Origin of the sequence: Klenkia brasiliensis (genome assembly GCF_900100695.1) — a bacterium.
In the GTDB taxonomy this organism is placed as follows: Bacteria; Actinomycetota; Actinomycetes; order Mycobacteriales; family Geodermatophilaceae; genus Klenkia; species Klenkia brasiliensis.
On sequence record NZ_FNCF01000006.1, the window covers coordinates 1 to 22,635 of the forward strand.

At 74.6% G+C, this 22,635-nt stretch carries 23 protein-coding genes; 12 read left to right on the forward strand and 11 right to left on the reverse strand.

Features of this window, described 5'->3' with window-relative positions; translation table 11 throughout:
* Positions 1-783, forward strand: a 783-nt coding sequence (locus tag BLT39_RS16975; protein ID WP_207508095.1) for an acyl-CoA dehydrogenase family protein, incomplete at its 5' end; no start/stop codon positions are given.
* Between the two features lie 4 nt (positions 784-787).
* Here BLT39_RS16975 and BLT39_RS16980 read toward each other — a convergent pair.
* The 4 genes from BLT39_RS16980 to BLT39_RS16995 form a co-directional block, all read right to left on the reverse strand.
* Positions 788-991 carry a hypothetical protein gene (locus tag BLT39_RS16980; protein WP_091066393.1) on the reverse strand — a complete coding sequence of 68 codons (204 nt, stop codon included), beginning with the start codon at positions 989-991 and terminating at the stop codon, positions 788-790.
* 80 nt (positions 992-1,071) lie between these two features.
* Positions 1,072-1,281, reverse strand: coding sequence for a hypothetical protein (locus BLT39_RS16985; RefSeq protein ID WP_091066396.1), 210 nt, complete (start codon positions 1,279-1,281; stop codon positions 1,072-1,074).
* A gap of 32 nt (positions 1,282-1,313) precedes the next feature.
* The gene (xylA, locus tag BLT39_RS16990; protein WP_091066400.1) at positions 1,314-2,459 is read right to left on the reverse strand and encodes a xylose isomerase; all 1,146 of its coding nucleotides are present in this window, start codon (positions 2,457-2,459) and stop codon (positions 1,314-1,316) included.
* A complete protein-coding gene (locus BLT39_RS16995; protein ID WP_242658502.1) occupies positions 2,456-3,634 on the reverse strand; it encodes an ROK family protein in 1,179 nt (392 codons plus the stop codon). The genes xylA and BLT39_RS16995 overlap by 4 nt, the downstream gene beginning before the upstream one ends.
* A 93-nt stretch (positions 3,635-3,727) precedes the next feature.
* Here BLT39_RS16995 and xylB point away from each other — a divergent pair, with 93 nt between their 5' ends.
* Positions 3,728-5,113 (forward strand): xylulokinase, encoded by a 1,386-nt coding sequence (gene xylB / locus BLT39_RS17000; protein WP_091066404.1) that lies wholly within the window; start codon positions 3,728-3,730, stop codon positions 5,111-5,113.
* Between the two features lie 20 nt (positions 5,114-5,133).
* Here the strand turns inward: xylB and BLT39_RS17005 are convergent, their stop codons facing one another.
* Entirely contained in the window at positions 5,134-6,687 is a 1,554-nt protein-coding gene (locus BLT39_RS17005; RefSeq protein WP_091066407.1) for an aldehyde dehydrogenase family protein, read from the reverse strand.
* Positions 6,688-6,814: 127 nt separating this feature from the next.
* Here BLT39_RS17005 and BLT39_RS17010 point away from each other — a divergent pair, with 127 nt between their 5' ends.
* Complete coding sequence (locus tag BLT39_RS17010) at positions 6,815-7,117, forward strand: PTS lactose transporter subunit IIB (RefSeq protein WP_091066410.1); 303 nt, start codon at positions 6,815-6,817, stop codon at positions 7,115-7,117.
* Between the two features lie 7 nt (positions 7,118-7,124).
* On the opposite strand, the gene BLT39_RS17015 is transcribed toward BLT39_RS17010, so the two are convergent.
* From BLT39_RS17015 to BLT39_RS17025, 3 genes are all read right to left on the reverse strand, one after another.
* Positions 7,125-8,963: an LCP family protein gene (locus BLT39_RS17015; RefSeq protein WP_242658503.1), complete on the reverse strand. Its 1,839-nt coding sequence runs from the start codon at positions 8,961-8,963 to the stop codon at positions 7,125-7,127.
* Positions 8,964-9,078: 115 nt separating this feature from the next.
* Entirely contained in the window at positions 9,079-10,275 is a 1,197-nt protein-coding gene (locus tag BLT39_RS17020; protein WP_242658504.1) for a cytochrome P450, read from the reverse strand.
* Between the two features lie 6 nt (positions 10,276-10,281).
* Positions 10,282-10,845, reverse strand: coding sequence for a GNAT family N-acetyltransferase (locus BLT39_RS17025; RefSeq protein WP_091067273.1), 564 nt, complete (start codon positions 10,843-10,845; stop codon positions 10,282-10,284).
* 70 nt (positions 10,846-10,915) lie between these two features.
* Between BLT39_RS17025 and BLT39_RS17030 the strand changes: the two genes are divergently transcribed.
* Complete coding sequence (locus tag BLT39_RS17030) at positions 10,916-11,878, forward strand: acyl-ACP desaturase (RefSeq protein WP_242658505.1); 963 nt, start codon at positions 10,916-10,918, stop codon at positions 11,876-11,878.
* 115 nt (positions 11,879-11,993) lie between these two features.
* The gene (locus BLT39_RS17035) at positions 11,994-12,791 is read left to right on the forward strand and encodes an exodeoxyribonuclease III (RefSeq protein ID WP_091066417.1); all 798 of its coding nucleotides are present in this window, start codon (positions 11,994-11,996) and stop codon (positions 12,789-12,791) included.
* Here BLT39_RS17035 and BLT39_RS17040 read toward each other — a convergent pair.
* A complete protein-coding gene (locus BLT39_RS17040; RefSeq protein ID WP_091066421.1) occupies positions 12,788-13,141 on the reverse strand; it encodes a hypothetical protein in 354 nt (117 codons plus the stop codon). The genes BLT39_RS17035 and BLT39_RS17040 overlap by 4 nt on opposite strands.
* Before the next feature lie 126 nt (positions 13,142-13,267).
* Between BLT39_RS17040 and BLT39_RS17045 the strand changes: the two genes are divergently transcribed.
* From BLT39_RS17045 to BLT39_RS17065, 5 genes are all read left to right on the forward strand, one after another.
* On the forward strand, positions 13,268-14,020 hold the full coding sequence (locus BLT39_RS17045; RefSeq protein WP_091066424.1) for an SDR family NAD(P)-dependent oxidoreductase: 753 nt from the start codon (positions 13,268-13,270) through the stop codon (positions 14,018-14,020).
* A 52-nt stretch (positions 14,021-14,072) separates the two neighbouring features.
* Complete coding sequence (locus BLT39_RS17050) at positions 14,073-15,152, forward strand: SPL family radical SAM protein (RefSeq protein WP_091067277.1); 1,080 nt, start codon at positions 14,073-14,075, stop codon at positions 15,150-15,152.
* Positions 15,153-15,173: 21 nt separating this feature from the next.
* On the forward strand, positions 15,174-16,544 hold the full coding sequence (locus BLT39_RS17055) for an AAA family ATPase (RefSeq protein WP_091066428.1): 1,371 nt from the start codon (positions 15,174-15,176) through the stop codon (positions 16,542-16,544).
* 11 nt (positions 16,545-16,555) lie between these two features.
* Positions 16,556-17,305, forward strand: a complete 750-nt coding sequence (gene yaaA / locus BLT39_RS17060) for a peroxide stress protein YaaA (RefSeq protein WP_091066431.1) — start codon at positions 16,556-16,558, stop codon at positions 17,303-17,305.
* Positions 17,306-17,368: 63 nt separating this feature from the next.
* Positions 17,369-17,689, forward strand: a complete 321-nt coding sequence (locus BLT39_RS17065; protein ID WP_091066435.1) for a putative quinol monooxygenase — start codon at positions 17,369-17,371, stop codon at positions 17,687-17,689.
* Between the two features lie 48 nt (positions 17,690-17,737).
* On the opposite strand, the gene BLT39_RS17070 is transcribed toward BLT39_RS17065, so the two are convergent.
* Both BLT39_RS17070 and BLT39_RS17075 read right to left on the reverse strand, forming a co-directional pair.
* Positions 17,738-18,778 (reverse strand): NAD(P)-dependent alcohol dehydrogenase, encoded by a 1,041-nt coding sequence (locus BLT39_RS17070; RefSeq protein WP_278247006.1) that lies wholly within the window; start codon positions 18,776-18,778, stop codon positions 17,738-17,740.
* Between the two features lie 98 nt (positions 18,779-18,876).
* Positions 18,877-19,365, reverse strand: a complete 489-nt coding sequence (locus tag BLT39_RS17075) for a GNAT family N-acetyltransferase (protein WP_091066438.1) — start codon at positions 19,363-19,365, stop codon at positions 18,877-18,879.
* A gap of 63 nt (positions 19,366-19,428) precedes the next feature.
* Here BLT39_RS17075 and BLT39_RS17080 point away from each other — a divergent pair, with 63 nt between their 5' ends.
* Together BLT39_RS17080 and BLT39_RS17085 are read left to right on the forward strand one after the other, a co-directional pair.
* The gene (locus tag BLT39_RS17080; RefSeq protein WP_091066441.1) at positions 19,429-20,844 is read left to right on the forward strand and encodes an amidase; all 1,416 of its coding nucleotides are present in this window, start codon (positions 19,429-19,431) and stop codon (positions 20,842-20,844) included.
* Between the two features lie 132 nt (positions 20,845-20,976).
* The gene (locus BLT39_RS17085) at positions 20,977-22,632 is read left to right on the forward strand and encodes a glycoside hydrolase family 13 protein (protein ID WP_242658506.1); all 1,656 of its coding nucleotides are present in this window, start codon (positions 20,977-20,979) and stop codon (positions 22,630-22,632) included.
* Positions 22,633-22,635: the final 3 nt, after the last annotated feature.

Genomic DNA, 22,635 nt, shown 5'->3' on the forward strand with positions numbered 1-22,635 from the left:
GACGCCCGCAACATCTCCACCTCGATCGTGCGCGACGGCGACGACTACGTCATCAACGGCCGCAAGTGGTGGATCACCGGCTCGGCCGACGAGCGCTGCCAGGTCTTCATCGTCATGGGCAAGACCGACCCCGACGGCCCGCCGCACCGGCAGCAGTCGATGATCCTGGTCCCCCGCGACACCCCCGGCCTGGAGATCGTCCGGCACCTGCCCGTCTTCGGCTACCAGGACCAGCACGGGCACTCCGAGCTGCGGTTCACCGACGTCCGGGTGCCGGCGCGCAACATGCTGGCCGGCGAGGGCGACGGGTTCATGATCGCCCAGGCGCGGCTGGGCCCCGGCCGCATCCACCACTGCATGCGGGCGATCGGCATGGCCGAGCGGGCGCTCGCGCTGATGGTGCGGCGCACGCAGGAGCGGGTGGCCTTCGGCCGCCCGCTGGCCGAGCAGGGCACCGTGCGCGAGCAGATCGCGCTGTCGCGCATCGAGGTCGACCAGGCCCGGCTGCTGGTGCTCAAGACTGCCGACCTGATCGACAGGTACGGCGCCAAGGGCGCCCGCACCGAGATCGCCGCCATCAAGGTGGCCGCACCGAAGGTGTGCCTGGACGTCATCGACCGCGCCATCCAGGTGCACGGCGGCGCCGGGGTCAGCGACGACACCCCGCTGGCCGAGTTCTGGGCGCACGCCCGCACCCTGCGGATCGTCGACGGCCCCGACGCCGTGCACATCCGTTCGGTGGCCAAGGAGGAACTGGCGCGCGAGCGGCCCTACGCGGGCTGAGCGCTCACATCGTCATGTTGCCGCCGATGGCCCCGGCGGCGATGTGGCCCTGCAGGGTGGCCTGGTCCAGGCCCACCGCGGTCAGCGCGTCGGCGTCGCGCTGGGTGTCGATCGTGTCCGGCAGGTCGGCCGCGGCCAGGGCGTCGGCGGTGTCGTTGTCGCCCTGCCCGTGCAGCAGCTGCACCAGGTCCTGCTTCGCCAGCTCCACGCCGTGCCTCCCGTCGCCGCGGGGGCCCGTCGCCCCCGTCGGCGCAGGTGGTGCCCGTCACACCGAGGGGTAAACCGCGCTTACCCGCGGGCGCGGCGCACCAGGAACCCGCCGATGGCCGCCAGCAGCACCGCGACGACGATCTGCGCGACCGCCACCGCCGTCTGGTCCCGGGTGAACCAGGTGGGGCTGGAGAACAGCAGCACCACCGCGATGCCGAGCAGGAGCAGCCCCACCAGGCGTTCGCGGCGGGCTGGTGCAGGTCCACGGCGGGTGCGGGGCTCGGCCATGCGTGCAGCCTAGGAGCCCCGCACCCGAGCGGTCAGCGGACGCCGAGGAGGTGGTCCATGGCCAGCTGGTCCAGCCGCTCGAACGCGCAGCCCCGGGCCGCGAGCGCCTCGACGTCGAAGCTCTCCTCGCGCACGGTCGCCAGCGTCTCGCCGGCGGCCAGGGTGGGCTGGGAGAGCTCGGCGACCTTGGCGGTCTCGAGCGCCTCGGCCACCTCGGGGTCGGCCCGGAACGCCGCGGCCTTCTCCTTGAGCACCAGGTAGTTGGCCATGCACGCCCGCGCCGACTCCCAGACGCCCTCGACGTCCTCGGTGCGCGGCGGCTTGTAGTCGAAGTGCAGGTAGCCGTCGTAGCCCTGGGTCTCCAGGGTGTCCACGGTCCAGAACGCCCCGCGCAGGTTGCCGGCGCCGAAGCGCAGGTCCTGGTCGAAGCGCGGGCCGTGCTGGCCGTTGAGGTCGACGTGGAACAGCTTGCCGTGCCACAGCGCCTGGGCGATGCCGGCGGCGAAGTTCAGCCCGGCCATCTCCTCGTGCCCGACCTCGGGGTTCAGCCCGACCATCTCGGAGTGCTCCAGCTCGCTGATCAGCGCGAGGGCGTGGCCGATCGTGGGCAGCAGGATGTCCCCGCGGGGCTCGTTCGGCTTGGGCTCGATGGCGAACCGCAGGTCGTAGCCCTGCTCCTGGACGTAGGCGCAGAGGGTGTCCAGGCCCTCCTTGTAGCGCTCCAGCGCCGCACCGATGTCCTTGGCCGCGCCGGACTCGGCGCCCTCGCGACCGCCCCAGAACACGTAGGTGGTCGCGCCCAGCTCGGCAGCCAGGTCGATGTTGCGGGCGGCCTTGGCCAGGGCGTACCGGCGGACGTCGCGGTCGTTGGCGGTGAACGCGCCGTCCTTGAACACCGCGGCGCCGAACAGGTTGGTGGTGGCCATCTCCACGCCCATGCCGGTCTCGGTCAGGGCGTCCCTGAACCGGGCCAGGGTGGCGTCGCGGGTGGCGTCGTCGGGCACCAGGTCGTCGTCGTGGAAGGTCACGGCGGCGGCACCGAGCTCGGCGAGGCGGTGCACGGCCTCGACCGGGTCCATCGGCTCGCGGACGGGCCCGCCGAACACGTCGACGCCCTGCCAGCCGACGGTCCACAGGCCGAAGGAGAAGCGGTCGGCGGGGGTGGGGGTGCGGGTCATGCGGAGGCCTCCAGGGGCACGATCGTCGGGTTGTCGAACACCGGCTGCAGCGCGACGTGCGCGCCACCCCGGACGGCTGCGGTGAAGCCGAGGGTGGACAGGGCCACCCGGTCGGCGTCCTCGACCCGGGCCGCGAGTGCGGCGCGCAGCGGGTCGAGCAGGAACTCGCCGACCACGGCGAAGTACCCGCCGAGGACGACGACGGCGGGGTCGAACAGGGCCACCAGGACGGCGGCGCCCACGCCCAGGCCGGTGCCGATGCCGGCGAGGGCCTCCAGCGTGCGGGCGTCACCGGCGCGGGCCCGGGCCACCACCTCACCGAGGCGGTCCTCCAGGTCGCGGCCGGGGTCGCGCAGCGGGTCGTCGGGGTCGGCGGCGGCGCGCAGCAGCGCGCCCAGGCCCACGACGGTCTCCCAGCAGCCGCGGCGGCCGCAGCCGCAGGGGGCGTCGCCGGGGGTGAGCGCGAGGTGGCCGACCTCGCCGCCCAGGCCGGTGCTGCCGCGCAGCAGCTGCCCGCCGGTCACCACTCCCCCGCCGACGCCGACCTCACCGGTCAGGTAGACCAGGTCGGGCACGCCGGCGTGCGGTCCGGCCGACACCTCGGCCAGCGCGGACAGGTCGGCGTCGTTGCCCACGGTGACCGGCAGGCCGAGGCCGGCGAGGCCGGCCGCGACGTCCGTCCCGACCCAGCCGGGCAGGTTGGGCGCGGTGCGGACGACGGAGCCCTGCACCCCGCCCGGCACGGCGACGGTGACCCCCACGGCGGCCGCGGCCTGGTTCGCCCGCGCCTCGGACACCAGCGCCGATGCGCGCGCCAGCACCTCGACCGGACGCAGGCCCGGGACGTCGAGGGCCGTCCGGGACTCCCAGCGGACCTGCCCGGCGAGGTCGAGGGCGAGCACCGCCAGGTAGTCCACGTTGACCTCGACGCCGATGCCGCAGACGCCCCCGGCCAGCCCGACCAGCGTGCCGGGGCGGCCCACGGAGCCGGGCCGGTGCACGGCGCCCTCGGCGACCAGACCGCGCTCGACGAGCTCGGTGACCAGGCTGGAGACCGTGGCCTTGGTCAGCCCGGTGTCGGTGGCCAGCCGGGCACGGCTGCGCGGACCGCCGTCGCGCAGGCAGGCGAGCGCGGCAGCGAGGTTCGCGCTGCGCACCTGCCCCTGCGTCTGCACCGGCCACTCCCATTCGTTCGGTCCCTGCACTATTGTCTGGGTCACGTCGCCCCGTCAACTGCGCCGCTCCCGCCCCACCACCCAGGAGGACCCGTGCCGCTCGTCGCCGGTGTGGACAGCTCGACCCAGGCCTGCAAGGTCGTCGTCCGCGACGCCGACTCCGGCGAGCTGGTGCGCGAGGGCCGGGCGCGCCACCCCGAGGGCACCGAGGTGCACCCCGACGCCTGGGAGGCCGCGCTCACCGAGGCGCTGGCCGCCGCGGGCGGGCTGGACGACGTCGCGGCGCTGTCGGTGGGCGGCCAGCAGCACGGCATGGTCTGCCTGGACGACGCCGGCGAGGTGGTCCGCCCGGCGCTGCTGTGGAACGACACCCGCTCCGCCGACGCCGCCGCCGACCTGGTCGCCGAGCTGGGTGGCGGGCAGGCCTGGGCCGACGCGGTGGGCGTCGTGCCGGTCGCCTCCTTCACCGGCGCCAAGCTGCGCTGGCTGGCCGACGCCGAGCCCGGCAACGCCGACCGCACCGCCGCGGTCTGCCTGCCGCACGACTGGCTGACCTGGCGGTTGCCCGGCGCGCAGGGCCTGGACACCCTGGTGACGGACCGGTCCGACGCCAGCGGCACGGCCTACTGGTCGGCCCGCACCGGGGAGTACCGCCGCGACCTGCTGGAGCTGGCGCTGCGCGGCCGCTCCCCCGCCGTCCCGCGGGTGGCCGGGCCGGCCGAGGTGGTCGGCCGGCACGGGCAGGTCGTCCTCGGCCCCGGCGCCGGGGACAACGCGGCCGCCGCCCTCGGGCTGGGCGCGGGCCCGGGCGACGTCGTCGTCTCGATCGGCACGTCGGGGGTGGTGACGGCGGTGTCCGACGTCCCGGCCGCCGACCCCACGGGCACCGTGGCCGGGTTCGCCGACGCCACCGGGCGGCACCTGCCGCTGGTCTGCACGCTGAACGCCGCCCGGGTGCTCGACGCCGCCGCGGCGATGCTGCGGGTGTCCCTGGACGAGCTCGCCGAGCTGGCGCTCGCCGCCCCGGCCGGCGCCGACGGGCTGGTGCTGGTGCCCTACCTGGAGGGCGAGCGGACGCCGGACCTGCCGCGCGCCACCGGCTCGGTGCACGGGCTGACGCTGCGCACCTCCACCCCGGCGCACTGGGCCCGGGCCGCCGTCGAGGGCCTGCTGTGCGGGCTGGCCGACGGCATCGACGCACTGGTGGCGCAGGGGGCCTCGGTGGAGCGGGTGCTGCTGGTCGGCGGGGGAGCGCGGTCGGCGGCGGTGCAGCAGATCGCCCCCGCGGTGCTCGGCCGGCCGGTCGTCGTCCCCGCGCCCGGCGAGGCGGTGGCCGACGGCGCGGCCCGGCAGGCGGCGTGGGTGCTGACCGGCGAGCTGCCGGGCTGGGCCGGGTCGGCCACCCGCACCGTGGAGGCCGACCCGACGCCGTCGGTGCGCGAGCGCTACGCCGAGGTGCAGCCCCGCACCGACCGCTGACCCCGGCTCACCCCCGGCTCTCAGATGGCCGCGGGGTAGCGGGAGTGCTCGGGGAAGTTGCCGTACAGCAGCTCGCCCTCGGGGCCCTGGGTGACCGCCTGCACCAGCAGCTCGCCGCCCACGAAGCAGCCCAGCCAGGAGGCGCCGCGGCCGCCGAAGGGCTCGGCCCGGTCGCCGCGGGAGCGGGGCTTGTTGATGCCGACCTTGAACGCCTGCACCTCGCGGGCCAGCCGGTGCGCCTTCTCCTCGTCGTCGCAGGCCAGCGAGGCGACCAGCGCGCCGTTGGAGGCGTTCATCTGGGCCAGCAGCTCGGCCTCGCTGTCGACCACGACGATGGTGTCGACCGGCCCGAACGGCTCGGAGTGCATGAGCGCCGAGGCGCCGCCGGGGGAGAGCAGGGCGGCGGGCGCGACGTAGGCGGAGGTGTCCTGGCCGGCGATGAACCGGCCGTCGGCCAGCGACCCGCGCCAGAGCGGCACGGCGCCGCGGTGCATGGCGTCCGACACCCGCTCGCGCAGCTCGGTGGCCTTGCCCGCGCTGATCACCGGCCCGAAGTCCAGCACCGGCAGCTCGTCGTCGTCGTGCTCCACGGCCAGCGGGTGACCGAAGCGCAGCGACTGCACCACGGGCAGGTAGGTGGCCAGGAACTGGTCGACGAGCTCGCGCTGCACGACGTAGCGCGGGTAGGCGGTGCAGCGCTGCTTGCCGTACTCGAAGCCCTTCTTCAGGTGCGCGGCCAGGCCGTCCCAGTCGGAGAACTCCCAGATGCCCCAGGCGTTGAGGCCCTCCTGCTCGAGCATGTGCCGCTTGCCGGTGTCCAGCAGCCCGGCGGCGACCTTGCCGCCGTTGGAGCGCCCGCCGACGAAGGCCAGCGCGCCGACCTCGGGGGAGCGGACCAGCACGCTGGACAGCTCCGCCCCACCACCCGACAGCAGCGTCACCGGCAGGCCCTCGCGGGCCATCAGCGCGTGCGCCAGGGTCAGGCAGGTCGCCCCGCCCTGGGAGGGGGTCTTGGCGACGACGGCGTTGCCGGCCAGGAGCTGCACCAGCTCGGCGTGCACCAGCACCGACATCGGGTAGTTCCAGCTGGCGATGTTGGAGACCGGCCCGTCCAGCGGCGTCCGGTCCCCGAGCATCCCGTCGATCTCCTCGACGTACCAGCGCACGCCGTCCAGGGCGCGGTCGACGTCGGCGCAGGCCAGCCGCCACGGCTTGCCGATCTCCCAGGCCAGCAGCAGCGCCAGGTCGTCGCGGGCGTCGGCCATCGCCTCGACCGCCGCGCTCACCCGCGCCTTGCGCTCGGCGACCGGGGTGGTCGCCCACTCCCGGTGCGCGGCGGCCGCAGCCAGCACGGCGTGCTGCGCCTCCCCGGCGGACACCTTGGGCAGCCCGGTCAGCTTCGAGCCGTCGACGGGGGAGACGAGGGTCTCGGGGTCGCCGATCGGCCGCCAGGACCCGTCGACCAGGTTGTGCAGCCGATCGGTGCCGAAGGCCTCCGGTGCCCGGTCCGCGGCCCGGCCGAGGACGGCGGCCCACTCGGTGCCGGGCTTCAGGTGCAACGACGTCGCTGTCATGTCGGCACCCTGCCAGAACGCTGCCCGCCGCGTGGGTGACCGCGATCACGGTTGAGAAGAGCGTCACACCTGCCGACGACAGGGGAGAATGAGAGTTCATCCACCAGCGAGGAGCCTGAGTTCCACCATGCCCACCATCGAGGGAACCGCCGTCCGCAAGCTCGTCATCGCCTGCGATGCCGGCATGGCCAGCAGCGTGCTGATGAGCGTCCAGCTGCGCAAGCACCTCGGTGACGTCGTGGTCGAGCACAGCCCGCTGGACGCGCTGCCCGAGGACGCCGACGTCGTCCTGACCCACGGCAAGCTGGCCGACCGGGTCCGTGCCGCCGCCGGCGACCGCCCGGTCATCGCCTACACCGCCGTCGTCGGCGACCCCGCCGTGGCCGGCCTGGTCGCCGCGATCCGCGCCGGCGAGCCCATCTCCGGCTGACCGCTCGTCAGCCCCGCGACGGGGGTTCGCCGGCCTCCAGGGCCGCGCGCGCCGCGGCCGGGTCGTAGGCGCAGGCGTCGGTGACGTCGGTGACCGCCCCGGCCACCGGCGCGGGGGTCGCCGACACCTCCGAGGTCGGGGCCGCGGACGTCGTCGGCGCGGCCGAGGTGGTCGGTGCCGGGACGGGTGCGGTGCCCAGGGCCTGCTGCACCAGCGCGCGCATGCGGTCGTAGTCCGGGTAGGCCGGGTCGATCGCCGAGTTGTCGAACACGACGCTGCGGATGTCGGCGTCCTTGACCAGGAAGGCCAGGTCGACGAAGTCGTCGAGGACCGACTGGGGGACGTCGGTGGAGACGATGTCCGACGTCGTGGCGGCCAGCTGCTGGTAGCGGGTCAGCAGGGTGACCGGGTCGGCCGCGTCGACGATCGCGTCGAGCACGCAGCGCTGGCGGTCCATCCGCAGGTAGTCGGTGAGGCCGAAGCGGCCGCGGGCGAAGTCCAGCGCCGTGGTGCCGTCCATCTCCTGGTCCGGGCCGGGGGCGATGTAGCGGTCGGGCAGGGTGCCGGTGGCCTGGTCGCCGTTCACGGGGACGTAGTAGTTGACGTTGACCGTGATGCCGCCGAGGGCGTCGACCAGCTGGCTGAACCCGTCCAGGTTGACCAGCACGTAGTAGTCGATGGGCAGGCCCAGGGCGGTGCCGACCCCCAGCTTGAGCCAGTCGGCACCCGGGTTGTCGCTGGGGGTGCCGAGCGCGTCGGGGTACAGCGCGGGTCCGTTGCGGTAGACCGCGTTGAGCAGGCCCTCGCTCTCGGAGTCGGCCTCGAACCCGTCGGGGAACAGCTGCGCGAGCTCCGAGCCGGGCGGGAACGGCAGGTTCTCCAGGTTGCGCGGCAGGCTGAACAGCGTCGTGTCGCCGGTGTCGGTGTCGATGCTGGCCACGATCACGGTGTCGGTGCGCACGCCGTCGCGGCCCGCGCCGCCGTCGCCCCCGAGCAGCAGGACGTTGACCCGCTCCTGGTCCCCGAACGGGTTGACCGGGTCGGCCGGCTCCTGCACGGTCGCGCTCTGCCCGTCGGCGAAGACGGTGTCGACCAGCCCGCGCTGCGCGCCGGCCACCCGGACGGCGGTGACCGCGGGGACGGCGACCGCGGCGACCAGCAGCGCCACCAGCACGGCACCGGCGCCCTGCTGCAGGCGGGAGGTGCGGCGGGGGAGCAGCAGCCGGTACCCGGTGACCACCACCGCGATCCAGAGCACGGCCAGCACGCCCACCCCGACCATCACGCCGAGCAGCACCTGGGGGTCGACCGCGGCCCGGACGGCGGTGCGCTGACCGGCGGTGGCCAGCCAGACCGCGCCGCCGAGCAGCAGGAGGAACACCGCCAGGACCACGGCACCGGTGCGGCGCCACCCGGCGGCGAGCAGGCCGGCGCCCGGCACGACGGCGCCGAGCACGGTCAGCGCAGCGGCGCGCCCGAAGCTGCGGGCGGGGCGGACGGACCGGTCCTGCTCCTCTGGCACGCGGTCGGTCTCGCCGTCGGGGTCGGGGTGGTACCCCGGGACGGAGGAGGCCACGGCCATCGGGGGCAGGCCGGCGGCGGCCCGGGCCTGCGCGGCGAGCTCGGGGTCGGTGCCGCCCTCGGCGCGGCGCCGGCCGGCGGTCGTCGGCCCCGGGACGGGCGGTGGCCGGTCGCCGGGGGACCGGTCACCGGGGGACTGCGCGCCGGGGGGCTGCGCGCCGGAGGGGTGGGTGCCGGGCACCGGCGGCCGTGCGGCGCGCAGGTCGCGGCGGGGGATGCGGGTGGTGCGGTCGACCGGGTCGGTCGGGTCGGTCGGGTCGGTCACGCCCTCACCCGCACGCCTCTCCCCCGCTCGTCGGCCGTCCGCATCCGCCCATGATCGCACCGGTGGGACGGGCGGGTCGTCCTGGGCGAGCAGGGTCACCCGTCGGCGGGACCCCTCACCAGCGCACCGGCAGCGCGTCCAGACCGAACACGATCGACCGCTGACGGAACGTCAGGGCGGCGGGGTCGGCGTCCACCGCCAGCCCGGGGAAGCGCCGCAGCAGCGCCGGGAACGCGATCTGCAGCTCCAGCCGGGCCAGCGGGGCACCCAGGCAGTGGTGGATGCCGTGCCCGAAGGCGACGTGCTGGGTGGGGGAGCGGCGCAGGTCGAGCCGGTCGGGGTCGGCGAGCAGCCGTGGGTCGCGGTCGGCGCCGGCCAGCGAGCACAGCACGAGGTCCCCGGCGGCCACCTGCTGCCCGGCGAGCTCGACGTCGGCACGGGCGAACCGGGGGAAGGCCACCTGCACGACGCTGAGGTGGCGCAGCAGCTCCTCGACGACGCCGGGCACCGCAGCCGGCTCGTCCCGCACCAGGGCGGCGTGCGCCGGGTCGCGCAGCAGGAGCAGGGTGCCCAGCGCCAGCATGCTGGCCGTCGTCTCGTGCCCGCCGACCAGCAGGCCGTCGACCAGGCCGGCCAGCTCGACGTCGTCCACGTCGTGGCCGTGGGTGCGCACCAGCTCGCCGAGCAGGCCCGGGCCGGGCTGCGCGCGCTCGCGGGCGACCAGGTCGCGCAGGTGGGCCAGGCCGTCGGCCGCGGAGTCCAGCGGGGCCAGGACCGAGGCCAGCAGGTCGAACCGGCCGGTCGCGATGGAGGCGAAGGCCTCCTGGTCGGCGCGGGACACCCCGAGCAGCTCGCCGATCACCATCGCCGGCACCGGGGTGGCGAACTCGGCGACCAGGTCGGCGCCGGGCCCGGCCGCGGCGAGGGCGTCCAGCCGCTCGTGCACCACCCGCTCCACCGCCGGGGCCAGGGCGGCCAGCCGGCGGGCGGTGAACGCCGGGGCCAGCATGCGGCGCAGCCGGGTGTGGTCGGGCGGGTCGCGGAAGCCCAGGCCGCCGGGGTCGGCCAGCCCGAGGTCGCCGTCGTCGTCCCCGCCGGCCGCCGCGAGGTGCGCGAAGTCGTTGCTGAAGGCGGCGGTGTCGGCGAGCACGGCCCGCACGTCGGCGTGCCGCGTGACCAGCCAGACCGGGTTGCCGAACAGGTCCAGCCGGGTGACGGGCCCCTCCTCGCGCCGCTGCGCCAGCCAGCCGACGGGGTCGACGTCGTCCCGGGTGAGCGGGGCGAAGACGTCGTCGATCGCGAGCTCGGTCACGGGGGCTCAGTCGTCGGCGGGCCGCCCGGGGTTCCCGAGCAGGGCCGTGGTGTCCAGCTCGAAGTGCACCGTCTGCAGCAGCTCGCCGGGCACCCGCTCGTCGAGGACCTCCACCACGGGCAGCGACCGCCAGAACGCCTCGGCCCCGGGGACGGCGGTGTCGGTGTGCAGGCACAGCGTGCGGTAGCCGCCCTCGGTGACCGCCCACCGCGCCGCCGCGGTGACCAGGGCGCGGGCCACACCGCGGCGGCGGTGCTCGGCGAGCACCCACACCCGCACCAGCTGGGCGACCGGCCGGTCGGCGTAGCGCTCGACCAGTGCCTGCGGGCTGCGCGGGCCGCCGGTGCGCACCGCGGTGGTGCCCATCAGCACGCCGTCGTCGTCGCGGGCGAGCAGGAGCACCTGACCGGGGGTGCGCAGGTAGGCCGTGGCCGGGTCGGCCACGTCGGCGTGCCACTCGGGGCGGAACCCGTAGCCGAGGTCCTCCTCCAGGACCCGCAGCATGAGCGCCCGCGCGGGGGCGACGTCGTCGGGTCCGGCCGGCTGCACGTGCACCCTTGTTGCAAGCATCAGGCAACAGCGTGCCACAGCCCGGGGCCGAGTAGCGTCCCCCCCGTCGGCCCCACCCTGGAGGTGCACGGTGTCCCGGACCCCCGCCACGACGGCGCTGCTGACCGAGCTCGAGCCGGTCGTCGAGGAGAACCTGAACCGGCACGAGAAGATGGCGCAGGAGTGGCACCCGCACGACTACGTGCCGTGGTCGCAGGGCCGCGACTTCGCCTTCCTGGGCGGCGAGGACTGGGCGCCCGAGCAGTCCCGGCTGGACGCCACCGCCAAGGCGGCGATGATCACCAACCTGCTCACCGAGGACAACCTGCCGAGCTACCACCGGGAGATCGCCACCCGGTTCAGCCGGGACGGCGCCTGGGGCACCTGGGTGGGCCGCTGGACGGCCGAGGAGAACCGGCACGGCATCGCCATCCGCGACTACCTCGTGGTCACCCGCGGTGTCGACCCGGTCGAGCTCGAGCGCGCCCGGATGGACTACATGACCTCGGGCTACGACTCCGGGGACAAGACCCCGCTCGAGGCGGTGGCCTACGTGTCCTTCCAGGAGCTGGCCACCCGGGTGAGCCACCGCAACACCGGCAAGGCGACCAACGACCCGATCGCCGACCAGATGCTCGCCCGGATCGCCAAGGACGAGAACCTGCACATGGTCTTCTACCGGAACATCGTCGCGGCGGCGCTGGACATCGCCCCCGACGAGACGATGCGCGCCATCGCCGACGAGGTCATCGGTTTCGAGATGCCCGGCGCCACGATGGCCGGGTTCCGGAAGAACTCCACGATCATCGCCAAGGCCGGGATCTACGACCTGCGGCTGCACCACGACGACGTCGTCGCGCCGATCCTGCGGCACTGGAAGGTCTTCGAGCGCACCGGCTTCGGGCCCGAGGGGGAGAAGGCGCGCGAGGAGCTGGCCGCGTTCATGTCCGGCCTGGACGCGCAGGCGACGAAGTTCGTGGAGTCCCGGCAGCGGATGCGCGACCGACTGCAGGCCAAGCAGGACGCCGAGATCGCCCCCCTCTCCCAGGCCTGAGGCACCCGCCCGCCTGCCGGGGCGAGGGATCCCCTCCACCACGGATCGCCGCTGTGCGTGGTGCAGGGGATCCCCTGCCTCGGCGGGTCGGCTGCGTCGTCCCTAGGGTCGACCCGTGCGCCTGGCGACCTGGAACGTGAACTCCGTCCGGACCCGGGTCGACCGGGTCACCGCGTTCCTGGAGCGCAGCGGCGTCGACGTCCTGGCCATCCAGGAGACCAAGTGCCGGGACGACCAGTTCCCGCACCTGCCCTTCGAGGCCATCGGCTACGAGGTCGCCCACGTCGGGCACTCGCAGTGGAACGGCGTCGCCGTGGTGTCCCGGGTCGGGATCGAAGACGTGCAGGTCGGCTTCGACGGCATGCCGTCCTGGTCGTCGAAGGAGGGCGTGGAGCCCGCCCCCGAGGCCCGGGCCATCGGGGCGACCTGCGGCGGCGTCCGGATGTGGTCGCTCTACGTGCCCAACGGCCGGCAGCTGGGCGACCCGCACCTGACCTACAAGCTGGAGTGGCTGGCGGCGCTGCGCACGACGGCCGCGGGCTGGCTGGCCGCCGACGGCGACGCGCAGATCGCGCTGACCGGCGACTGGAACATCGCCCCGCAGGACGACGACGTCTGGGACATGGCGGTGTTCAGCCACTCCACGCACGTCAGCCCGCCCGAGCGGGCGGCGTTCGCCGCGGTGGTGGACGCCGGCTACGCCGACGTGGTGCGCCCGCACACGCCGGGGGAGTTCACCTACTGGGACTACACCCAGCTCCGCTTCCCACGCCGTGAGGGGATGCGGATCGACTTCCAGCTGTGCTCACCGGCCTTGGCCGCCCGGGTGACCGGCGCGTCGATCGACCGGCAGGAGCGCAAGGGCAAGGGCGCCTCCGACCACGCCCCGGTCCTGGTGGACCTGGCCGACTAGCGCACGATCCCCGTCGGGCCGCCGGGCCCGCCGGAGGGCCGGACGTCGCCGAGGCGGTCCAGCGCGCGCCGCCAGCGCGGGGTGCGCCGCTGCTCGAGCTGGGCGATCCGGGCCTCGAGCTCGTCGACCCGGCCGACCGGGCGCACCGGCGGCGGCGGGGGGACGGCCAGCTCCGCGAGCTGGGTGGTCAGCGCCTGCACCACCTCGGCGGCGTCGGCGGGGGACAGGTGCACGGTGCCCACGCAGACGCTCTCGCGCCACACGCTGAGGTTGATGGCGTGCAGGTCGGGGTGCCGGGTGATCCGCACACCCCGGCCCTGACCGCGCCGGTCGAGCACCCACGAACCCATCCGTGACACCGCCGGCACCGTCATGGCACGACGGTCCTGGTCGGGGCCCGGTTCGTCAACCGGGAAGCAGATGGCACCCCGCCCAGTTGCATGAAGCAACAACCAATGCAGGAAGAGGGCACGGACATGGCGCAGTTCGAAGGCAAGGTCGCGATCGTCACCGGGGGTGGCAGCGGCATCGGTGAGGCGGTGGTCAAGGAGCTGGCCGCCGAGGGCGCCCGGGTCGTGGTGACCGACGTGCAGCTGGCGGCCGCCCAGCGCGTCGTCGACGAGGTCGAGCGGGCCGGCGGCACGGCGGTGGCGGTCGAGGCCGACTCGTCGGTCGCCGGGGACAACGAGCGCGCCGTGCAGGTGGCGGTGGACACCTTCGGCGGCCTGCACCTGGCGGTGAACAACGCCGGCATCGGGGCGCCGCCGCAGCCGATCGGCGAGTACGACGTCGCCGCGTGGGACCGCGTGCGGAGCGTCGACCTGGACGGCGTCTTCTACGCCCTGCGGTACGAGATCCCCGCGATGCTCGCCTCCGGCGGCGGCGCCATCGTCAACATGGGCTCCGTGCTCGGCTCGGTCGGCATCGCGCACAACGCCGCCTACGTCGCGTCCAAGCACGCGCTGGTGGGCCTCACCAAGGTCGCCGCGCTGGAGTACACCGCCCAGGGCGTCCGCACGAACGCCGTCGGCCCCGGCTTCATCGACACGCCCCTGGTGCGCGCCTCGCTGTCGCCCGAGGCCCTGGCCGCCCTGGAGGCCGAGCACGCCGCCCAGCGGCTGGGCACCGACGCCGAGGTGTCGGCGCTCGTGCTGTTCCTGCTCAGCGACCGGGCCTCCTTCATCAGCGGCAGCTACCACCTCGTCGACGGCGGCTACAGCGCGCACTGACACCGGCACCGGCGGGGAAGCGGACCCCCGGGTCCCGGTGTTCTCCCCGGTGATGACCACTGCAGCCCCCACCCGCGTGTGGACCCCGTCCCGCGTGCTGGTGACCGCGTCCGCCGCCGCCCTCCCGTACGGGCAGGCCGTCCTCGACCGCGTGCAGGCCGCCGGCGTCCCCGACGTCCGCGTGCTGCCCGGCGACCGGCTGCCCAACCTGCGGGGGGACGGCGACCGGGCCGCCTTCATGGCCGCCAAGGACACCCTCGCCGTGGTGGTGGGCGCGCCCTCGAAACGGAAGCTGCAGCCGATCCCGCCGTCCGCGGACTGGCGGTTCGACCTGGCCGAGGGCTGCCCCGCGCACTGCCAGTACTGCTACCTCGCCGGGTCGCTGTCCGGGCCGCCGGTCACCCGGGTGTTCGCCGACCTGCCCGACGTCCTCACCTCCCTCGACGGCTACGTCGGGCGCGGCGCGGTCACCTCGGGCACCGCGGAGCGCGGCCACGAGGGGACGACGTTCGAGGCGTCCTGCTACACCGACCCGCTGGCCATCGAGCACCTGACCGGCGGGCTGGCCACCGCCATCACGCACTTCGGGACGCACGCCTGGCCCGGGCCGGTGCAGCTGCGGGCGACCACCAAGTTCGACGACGTCGAGCCGCTGCTGGACCTGCCGCACCGCGGGCGCACCCGGCTGCGCTTCTCGGTCAACGCCGCCACCGTCGGCCGGCGGTTCGAGGGCGCGACCTCGCCGGTGCCCGCCCGGGTGGCCGCGCTGGGCCGGGTGGCCGAGGCCGGCTACCCGGTCGGGCTGACGATCGCGCCGATCATGCCGGTGGAGGACTGGCGCACCGAGTACGGCGAGCTGCTGGACTCCGTGGCCGCCGTGCTGCCCGCCGGGGCCGACCTGACGGTCGAGTGCATCACGCACCGGTTCACGCCGGGCAGCAAGGCCACGCTGCTGGACTGGTACCCGCGCACCAAGCTGGAGATGGACGAGGACCTGCGGGCGCAGAAGCGCGGCAAGTTCGGCGCGGTCAAGCACGTCTACCCGAAGCCCGTGATGGCGGAGCTGCGCGGCTGGTTCACCGACGCGGTCGACCAGAGGCTGCCGGGCGCTCGCTTCCTCTACTGGACATGACCGTTCAGTAATGTGCGCCGGGTGGAGCCCGCCGAGTTCGCCCGCCAGTTCTCCCGGTTCATGAGCTGGGCCCACGAGGCCGGCGACGGGCAGGCCGACGGCCCGGTCACCAGCGCCCTGCGCGAGCACCTGGGTGCCGACGCCGCCGACCTGCCGGTGGTGGCCCGGGAGCTGGCCCCCTTCGAGCAGGTCAACCTGCAGATCGCGCTGGAGCGGTGGGTGGCCGACCGCGACGTGCAGGTGGTCGGCTACTCGGTGCCGCCGCACCACATGCACCCCGAGCTGGCCCAGCTGCTGTCCGGCGAGGGCCTGCCCCGGCTGCGCCGCACCGCCCCGCCGCTGGCCGACCTGCCCTCGGGCCCGGGCCGGACGACGGCGGTCTGGCGGACGGCGCTGCTGCTGGTCCGCGACGACCGCGGCGCCTCCGTGCTGCTGGTCCGTGGCCCCGAGCGGCACCAGCAGCCCACGCTGACCGTCGAGGTGGCCGGTCTCCCCGGCGCGCAGGCGCAGGAGGTCCTCGCCGAGCTGGACGCCCTCCGCGCCCGGCACAACGTCTACCGCGGCCAGGTGCTCGAGCTGCGGCAGAGCAACAGCGGCGTCGACGTCCTGTTCCCGGTGCTGCCGCGCACCGAGCGGGCCGACGTCGTCCTGCCCGAGGAGGTGCTCGCCCGGGTCGAGCGGCACAGCATCGGCATCGCCGAGCAGCGGGACGCGCTGCGCGCGGCCGGCCAGCACCTCAAGCGCGGCCTGCTGCTGTTCGGCCCGCCCGGCACCGGCAAGACGCACACCACCCGGTACGTGGTGCAGCACGTCCCCGGCGCCACCGTGCTGCTGCTCTCGGGCCGGTCGCTGCACCTGGTGGGCGAGGTGACCCAGTTGGCCCGCGACCTGGAGCCCGCCGTCGTCGTCCTGGAGGACGTCGACCTGGTGGCCGAGGACCGCGGCCACTCCCACGGGCCGCAGCCGGTGCTGTTCGAGCTGCTGGACGCCATGGACGGCGCGGCAAGCGACGCCGACCTGCTGTTCGTGCTGACCACCAACCGGGCCGAGGCGCTGGAGCACGCGCTGGCCGCCCGGCCGGGCCGGGTGGACGTCGCGGTGGAGATCGGCCTGCCCGACGCCGACGCCCGGCGCCGGCTGCTGGAGGTCTACGGGCGGGGGAGCGGTCTGGCCGTCGGTCCGGACGACGTCGAGCACGTCGTCGGCGCCACCGCGGGCGTCACGGCGTCGTTCATCAAGGAGCTGGTGCGCCGGGCGGTGCTGGAGTCGCTGCTGGCCGGGGCCACCGACGGCACGGTGACGGGGGAGCACCTGCGCCGCGCGCTGGACGACCTGCTCGACAGCACGCAGGAGGTCACCCGCGCCCTGCTGGGGGTGCCGGGGCAGCCGTAACCTGGCTCCCCGTGCTCGTCCTGCTGCCGCCCTCGGAGACCAAGCACGCCGGAGGGTCGGGCGCGCCGCTGGACCTCGCCGCGCTGACCGCCGCCGACGAGCTGACCGCCACGCGGTCGCAGCTGGTCGACGCGTTGGTCGCGCTGGCCGACGACGTGCCGGCGTCCCGCACGGCGCTCGGGCTCTCGCCGACGCAGGACGACGAGGTCGAGCGCAACGCCGCACTGCGGACCGCGCCCACGATGCCGGCGGTGCAGCGCTACACCGGGGTGCTCTACGACGCCCTCGACGTCGGCACGCTCACGAAGGTGCAGCGGGCGAAGGCGGACGCGCGGCTGGCGGTGGGGTCGGCGCTGTTCGGCGTCGTCCGGGCCGGGGACCCGATCCCGGCCTACCGGCTGTCGGCCCACTCCCACCTGCCTGGCCTCCCCAACCTGCGGGCGGTGTGGAAGCCGGTGCTCGCGCCCGTGCTCGCCGCGACGGGGGGGCTCGTCGTCGACCTGCGGTCGGGCAGCTACCAGGCGCTGGCCCCGGTGCCGGGCGCGGTGACGGTCGACGTGGTCAGCGAGCGCGCCGACGGGTCGCGCGCGGTCATCAGCCACTTCAACAAGGCGCACAAGGGCCGGGTCGCCCGGCTGCTGGTCACCAGCCGCGCCGAGCCCGGTGACGCCACGGCGCTGGTGGCGCTGCTGCGGCGCGGCGGGTTCCACGTGGAACGGGCCCGCGGCGGCACGGCGCTGACCCTCGTCGTCCCGGCCTGAGCTGTCGCAGATCGAGACAGCTGCCCGGGCGCGGACCGGGCGGGCTCGGGCCAGACTGGCGGCATGATCTTCATCTGCGTCCGATTCCCGGTGAAGCCCGAGCACGCCGACCAGTGGCCCGAGATCTCGCGGGAGTTCACCGAGGCCACCCGTGCCGAGCCCGGCAACCTGTTCTTCGAGTGGGCCCGCAACGTCGAGGACCCCAACGAGTACATCGTCATCGAGGGCTTCCAGGACGACGCCGCCGAGGCGCACGTGACCGCCGACCACTTCAAGAAGGCCCAGGCGGAGCTGCCGCAGTACCTCGTGCGCACGCCGAAGGTCCGCAACATGCAGATCCCGGGCGAGCACTGGGACGACCTCGGCGAGTTCACCGTCTCCTGACGCACGCGTGCCCCCGACCCGGTCGGGTCGGGGGCACGCGGGGGTCCGTCAGAGCTTGGCGATGTCGATCACGAAGCGGTAGCGGACGTCGGAGGCGACGACCCGCTCGTAGGCCTCGTCGATCTGGTCGCCGCCGATGACCTCGATCTCGGCCCCCAGGCCGTGCTCGGCGCAGAAGTCCAGCATCTCCTGGGTCTCGCGGATGCCGCCGATCTTCGACCCGGCCAGCGAGCGCCGGTTCTGGATGAGGGAGAACGCGGCCTCCTTCATCGGCTCCTCGGGGGCGCCGACCTCGACCAGCGTCCCGTTGACCCGCAGCAGGCCCAGGTAGGCGTCCAGGTCGAGGGTGGCCGAGACGGTGTTGACGATCAGGTCGAACTGGCCGGCCAGCTGCTCGAAGGTCTCCGGGTCGCTGGTGGCGTAGTAGTGCTGGGCACCCAGGCGCAGGCCGTCCTCCTGCTTCTTCAGCGACTGCGACAGCACGGTGACCTCGGCGCCCAGGGCGGCGGCGATCTTCACGCCCATGTGGCCGAGCCCGCCGAGGCCGACGATGGCGACCTTCTTGCCCGGGCCGGCACCCCAGTGCTTGAGCGGGGAGTACAGCGTGATGCCGGCGCACAGCAGCGGTGCGGCCGCGTCGAGCTCGATGCCCTCGGGGATGCCGAGCACGTAGTTCTCGTCCACGACGATCTGCTCGGAGTAGCCGCCGTCGGTGGGCTTGCCGTCCTGCATGCCGCCGTAGGTGCCGGTCTCGCCCTTGAGGCAGTACTGCTCCTCGCCGACCTTGCAGTTCTCGCACTCGCGGCAGGAGTCGACGAAGCAGCCGACGCCGACCCGGTCGCCCACCTTGTACTTGGTCACCTCGGAGCCGACCTCGGCGACGGTGCCGGCGATCTCGTGGCCGGGCACCAGCGGGTAGTTGGCGGCACCCCACTCGTCGCGGGCGGTGTGGATGTCGGAGTGGCAGATGCCGGCGTAGGCGATCTCGATGCGGACGTCGTGCGGACGGACGTCCCGGCGCTCGATGGTGGTGCGCTCGAAGCTGCCACCGGCGCTGGCGGTGGCCCGGGCGGTCACGGTCGTGGGCACAGGTGTCTCCTCGGATCGGGTTCGGGGGGGGTGCGCCGCAGAGCAGCGCCACCCACGCCTACCCATGCGCATTGCGCACAATGCATGTGGGACCGGGGTCACAGGTTCTTCTGCCACCACGCGACGTCGACCCAGCGCCCGAACTTGCGGCCCACCTCGCTGATCGTGGCCACGTGGGTGAAGCCGAAGGACCGGTGCAGCGCCTCGGACACCGGGTTGGGCTGCGCGACGACCGCGAGGACCCGGTGCACGTCCTCGCCGGCCAGCGCCTCGAGGAGCCTCGCGTAGAGGGCCCGGCCCAGGCCCTGCCCGGTGGCGTCGGGGGCGAGGTAGACGCTGGTCTCCACCGTGGCGTCGTAGGCCGGGCGGGGGCGGAACGGGCCGCTGGCGGCGAAGCCGACCACCGCGCCGTCCCGCTCGGCCACCAGCACCCGGTGCCGGCCGCCGGGGTGGGCGGCCAGCCATGCGGCGCGCTCGGCCTCGGTGGGGCGGTCCAGGTCGAAGGTGGCCACGGTGTGCTCGACGTGGTGGCCGTAGACGGCGGTGATCGCGGGGACGTCGTCCGGGGTCGCGGGGCGCACGGTCATCGGATCAGTCTGACCCCCGGAGATGCCTCACCGCTGAGGTACTTCTCGCGCTACGGTCCCCGGGTGACCGACGAGCTGTGCACCCGCCCCGCCACCGAGCTGGCCGACCTCGTCCGCCGCCGGGAGGTCAGCGCCCGCGAGCTGCTCGAGGCGCACCTGGCCCGGATCGACCGGTTCGACGGCGGTGTCAACGCGATCGTCACCCGGGACGACGACGCCGCCCGGGCCGCCGCCGACGAGGCCGACGCCCGGCTGGCCCGCGGCGAGGTGGTCGGCCCGCTGCACGGCGTCCCGGTCGCGCACAAGGACACCCACCAGACCGGCGGCATGCGGACCACCTGGGGCTCGCCGCTGCACCGCGACACCGTGCCCGCCCGCGACGAGCTCGTCGTCGCCCGGCTGCGCGAGGCCGGGGCGGTCCGGGTCGGCAAGACCAACGTCCCGGAGTTCGCCGCCGGCTCGCACACCTTCAACACCCTCTTCGGTGCCACGCACAACCCCTACCGGCACGGCCTGTCCGCCGGTGGGTCCTCGGGCGGGGCCGCCGCCGCGCTGGCCGCCGGCTTCGTGCCGCTGGCCGAGGGCAGCGACATGGGCGGCTCGCTGCGCAACCCGGCCGCGTTCTGCAACGTCGTCGGGCTGCGGCCCACCCCCGGCCGGGTGCCCTCGCACCCCACGTCGATCGGCTGGTCGCAGCTGTCGGTGCAGGGCCCGATGGCGCGCACCGTCTCCGACGTCGCCCTCGGCCTGTCCGTGCTGGCCGGACCCGACCCGCGGGTGCCCATCTCGCTGTCGGACCCGGGGTCGGCGTTCGCCGCGCCGCTGCCCACCGAGCTGACCGGGCTGCGCATCGCCTGGACGCCGGACCTCGGCGGCCGGGTTCCGGTCGACCCGGCGATCACCGAGGTGCTGACCGCACAGCTGCAGGTGTTCAGCGACCTCGGGGCCGTCGTCGAGGAGGACTGCCCCGATCTGACCGGCGCCGACGAGGCGTTCGGCACCCTGCGCGCGTGGCTGTTCGAGGCCTCCTTCGGCGACGCCGTCCGACGCTCGCCGGAGCTGGTCAAGGAGACGATCCGCTGGAACGCCGCGGTGGGTGCGTCCCTGACCGGCGCCGACGTCGGCCGGGCCGAGGTCGCGCACACGAAGCTGTACGAGCGCGTCGTCGAGTTCTTCACCCGCTACGACGTGCTGCTGGCCCCGGTCACCCAGGTGCTGCCCTTCCCCGTCGAGCAGGAGTACCCGACGTCGGTGGCGGGGGTGGAGTTCGAGGACTACCTGGGCTGGATGCGCTCCTGCACGCTGATCAGCGCCACCGGCTGCCCCGCGCTCAGCGTGCCCGGCGGGTTCACCCCCGACGGGCTGCCGGTGGGCCTGCAGATCATCGCCGCGCCGCGGGCCGACCGGCGGGTGCTCGAGGTGGGCCACGCGTTCGAGCAGGCCACCCGGTACGGGGAGCGCCGCCCGGTCCTGGGGTGATTCCGGGCCCCAGCGTTGATCGGGGGAGTTGATCCAACTCCGTCCTGGTGCACGAGATCTGGTGAACCAGGACGGACTTCGATCAACCTCCCTGATCAACGCTGACGGCGCCGGGCAGGCAGGATGGCGGCGGTGACCTCCCCGACCCCGCCGTGGTGGACCTCCGCCGTCGTCTACCAGGTCTACCCCCGCTCCTTCGCCGACTCCGACGGCGACGGGGTCGGCGACATCAACGGCATCCGCGGGAAGCTGGACCACCTGGCCGACCTCGGCGTCGACGTCGTCTGGCTGTCCCCGGTCTACCGCTCGCCGCAGGACGACAACGGCTACGACATCAGCGACTACCGCGACGTCGACCCGGTGTTCGGCACCCTGGCCGACCTGGACGCACTGGTCGCCGAGGCGCACGAGCGGGGCATCAAGGTCGTGATGGACCTGGTGGTCAACCACACCAGCGACGAGCACCCCTGGTTCGTGGAGAGCCGGTCGAGCACGACCAACCCCAAGCGCGACTGGTACTGGTGGCGCGACCCCCGCGACGGCGCGGAGCCCACCGGCTGGCGGTCCTTCTTCTCCGGCCCCGCCTGGGAGCTCGACGAGACCACCGGCCAGTACTACCTGCACCTGTTCAGCCGCAAGCAGCCCGACCTCAACTGGGAGAACCCCGAGGTCCGGGCGGCGGTGTACGAGATGATGCGCTGGTGGCTCGACCGCGGGGTCGACGGCTTCCGGATGGACGTCATCAACATGATCAGCAAGGACCCCGCCCTGCCGGAGGGCACCGACGGCTGGCTGTTCGGGCCGCGGCTGCACGAGTTCCTCGCCGAGATGCACCGCGAGGTCTTCGCCGGCCGGGACGCCGACCTGATCACCGTCGGGGAGATGCCCGGCGTCACCGTCGACCAGGCCCGCGAGGTGACCGACCCCGCCCGTGCCGAGCTGGACATGGTGTTCCAGTTCGAGCACGTCGGCCTCGACCACGGCGACTCCAAGTGGGATGCCCGCCCGCTGCGGCTGACCGACCTCAAGGAGTCCTTCGGTCGCTGGCAGGCCGGGCTGGCCGACGTCGGCTGGAACTCCCTCTACTGGGACAACCACGACCAGCCGCGCGCGGTGTCCCGCTTCGGCGACGACTCGCCCCGGTACCGCCGCGACTCCGCCACCTGCCTGGCCACCCTGCTGCACGGCCACCGCGGGACGCCCTACGTCTACCAGGGGGAGGAGATCGGCATGGCCAACTCCACCTGGGGCGGCGTCCGCGACTTCCGGGACATCGAGACGCTCAACCACGTCGCCGAGGCCGTCGCCGGCGGGCAGGACCTCGACGAGGTGCTCGACGCGGTGCGCCCGGCCAGCCGGGACAACGCCCGCACCCCGGTGCAGTGGGACGCCTCCGCGCACGCCGGCTTCACCACCGGCGAGCCGTGGATCGCGGTCAACCCCGACCACGTCGAGTGGAACGTCGCCGCCCAGCGCGACGACCCGCACTCCGTGCTGGCCCACCACCGCGCGCTGATCGCGCTGCGGCACGCCAACCGGACCGTGCAGCTGGGGGCGTTCGCGATGCTGCTGCCCGACCACCAGGACGTCTACGCCTACACCCGGACGTCGGACGACGAGACCCTGCTCGTGGTGTGCAACGTGTCGGCCACCCCGCACGAGCTGGCCGGGCTGCTGCCCGAGGCGGTCGGCGCGGAGGTGGTGCTGAGCAACCGCGACCACCTGCCCGACCACGACCCCGCCGTCCTGGGCCCCTGGGACGCCCGCATCCTCCGCCTGCCCCGCTGAGGC

Excerpts from the sequence above, each read along its gene's own strand:
- BLT39_RS16985 (WP_091066396.1), bottom strand. The coding sequence starts at position 1,281 with ATGGCCGAGCCCCGCACCCGCCGTGGACCTGCACCAGCCCGCCGCGAA.
- xylA (WP_091066400.1), bottom strand. The coding sequence starts at position 2,459 with ATGACCCGCACCCCCACCCCCGCCGACCGCTTCTCCTTCGGCCTGTGG.
- BLT39_RS17005 (WP_091066407.1), bottom strand. The coding sequence starts at position 6,687 with ATGACAGCGACGTCGTTGCACCTGAAGCCCGGCACCGAGTGGGCCGCC.
- BLT39_RS17010 (WP_091066410.1), top strand. The coding sequence starts at position 6,815 with ATGCCCACCATCGAGGGAACCGCCGTCCGCAAGCTCGTCATCGCCTGC.
- BLT39_RS17025 (WP_091067273.1), bottom strand. The coding sequence starts at position 10,845 with ATGCTTGCAACAAGGGTGCACGTGCAGCCGGCCGGACCCGACGACGTC.
- BLT39_RS17040 (WP_091066421.1), bottom strand. The coding sequence starts at position 13,141 with ATGGGTTCGTGGGTGCTCGACCGGCGCGGTCAGGGCCGGGGTGTGCGG.
- BLT39_RS17045 (WP_091066424.1), top strand. The coding sequence starts at position 13,268 with ATGGCGCAGTTCGAAGGCAAGGTCGCGATCGTCACCGGGGGTGGCAGC.
- BLT39_RS17050 (WP_091067277.1), top strand. The coding sequence starts at position 14,073 with ATGACCACTGCAGCCCCCACCCGCGTGTGGACCCCGTCCCGCGTGCTG.
- BLT39_RS17065 (WP_091066435.1), top strand. The coding sequence starts at position 17,369 with ATGATCTTCATCTGCGTCCGATTCCCGGTGAAGCCCGAGCACGCCGAC.
- BLT39_RS17075 (WP_091066438.1), bottom strand. The coding sequence starts at position 19,365 with ATGACCGTGCGCCCCGCGACCCCGGACGACGTCCCCGCGATCACCGCC.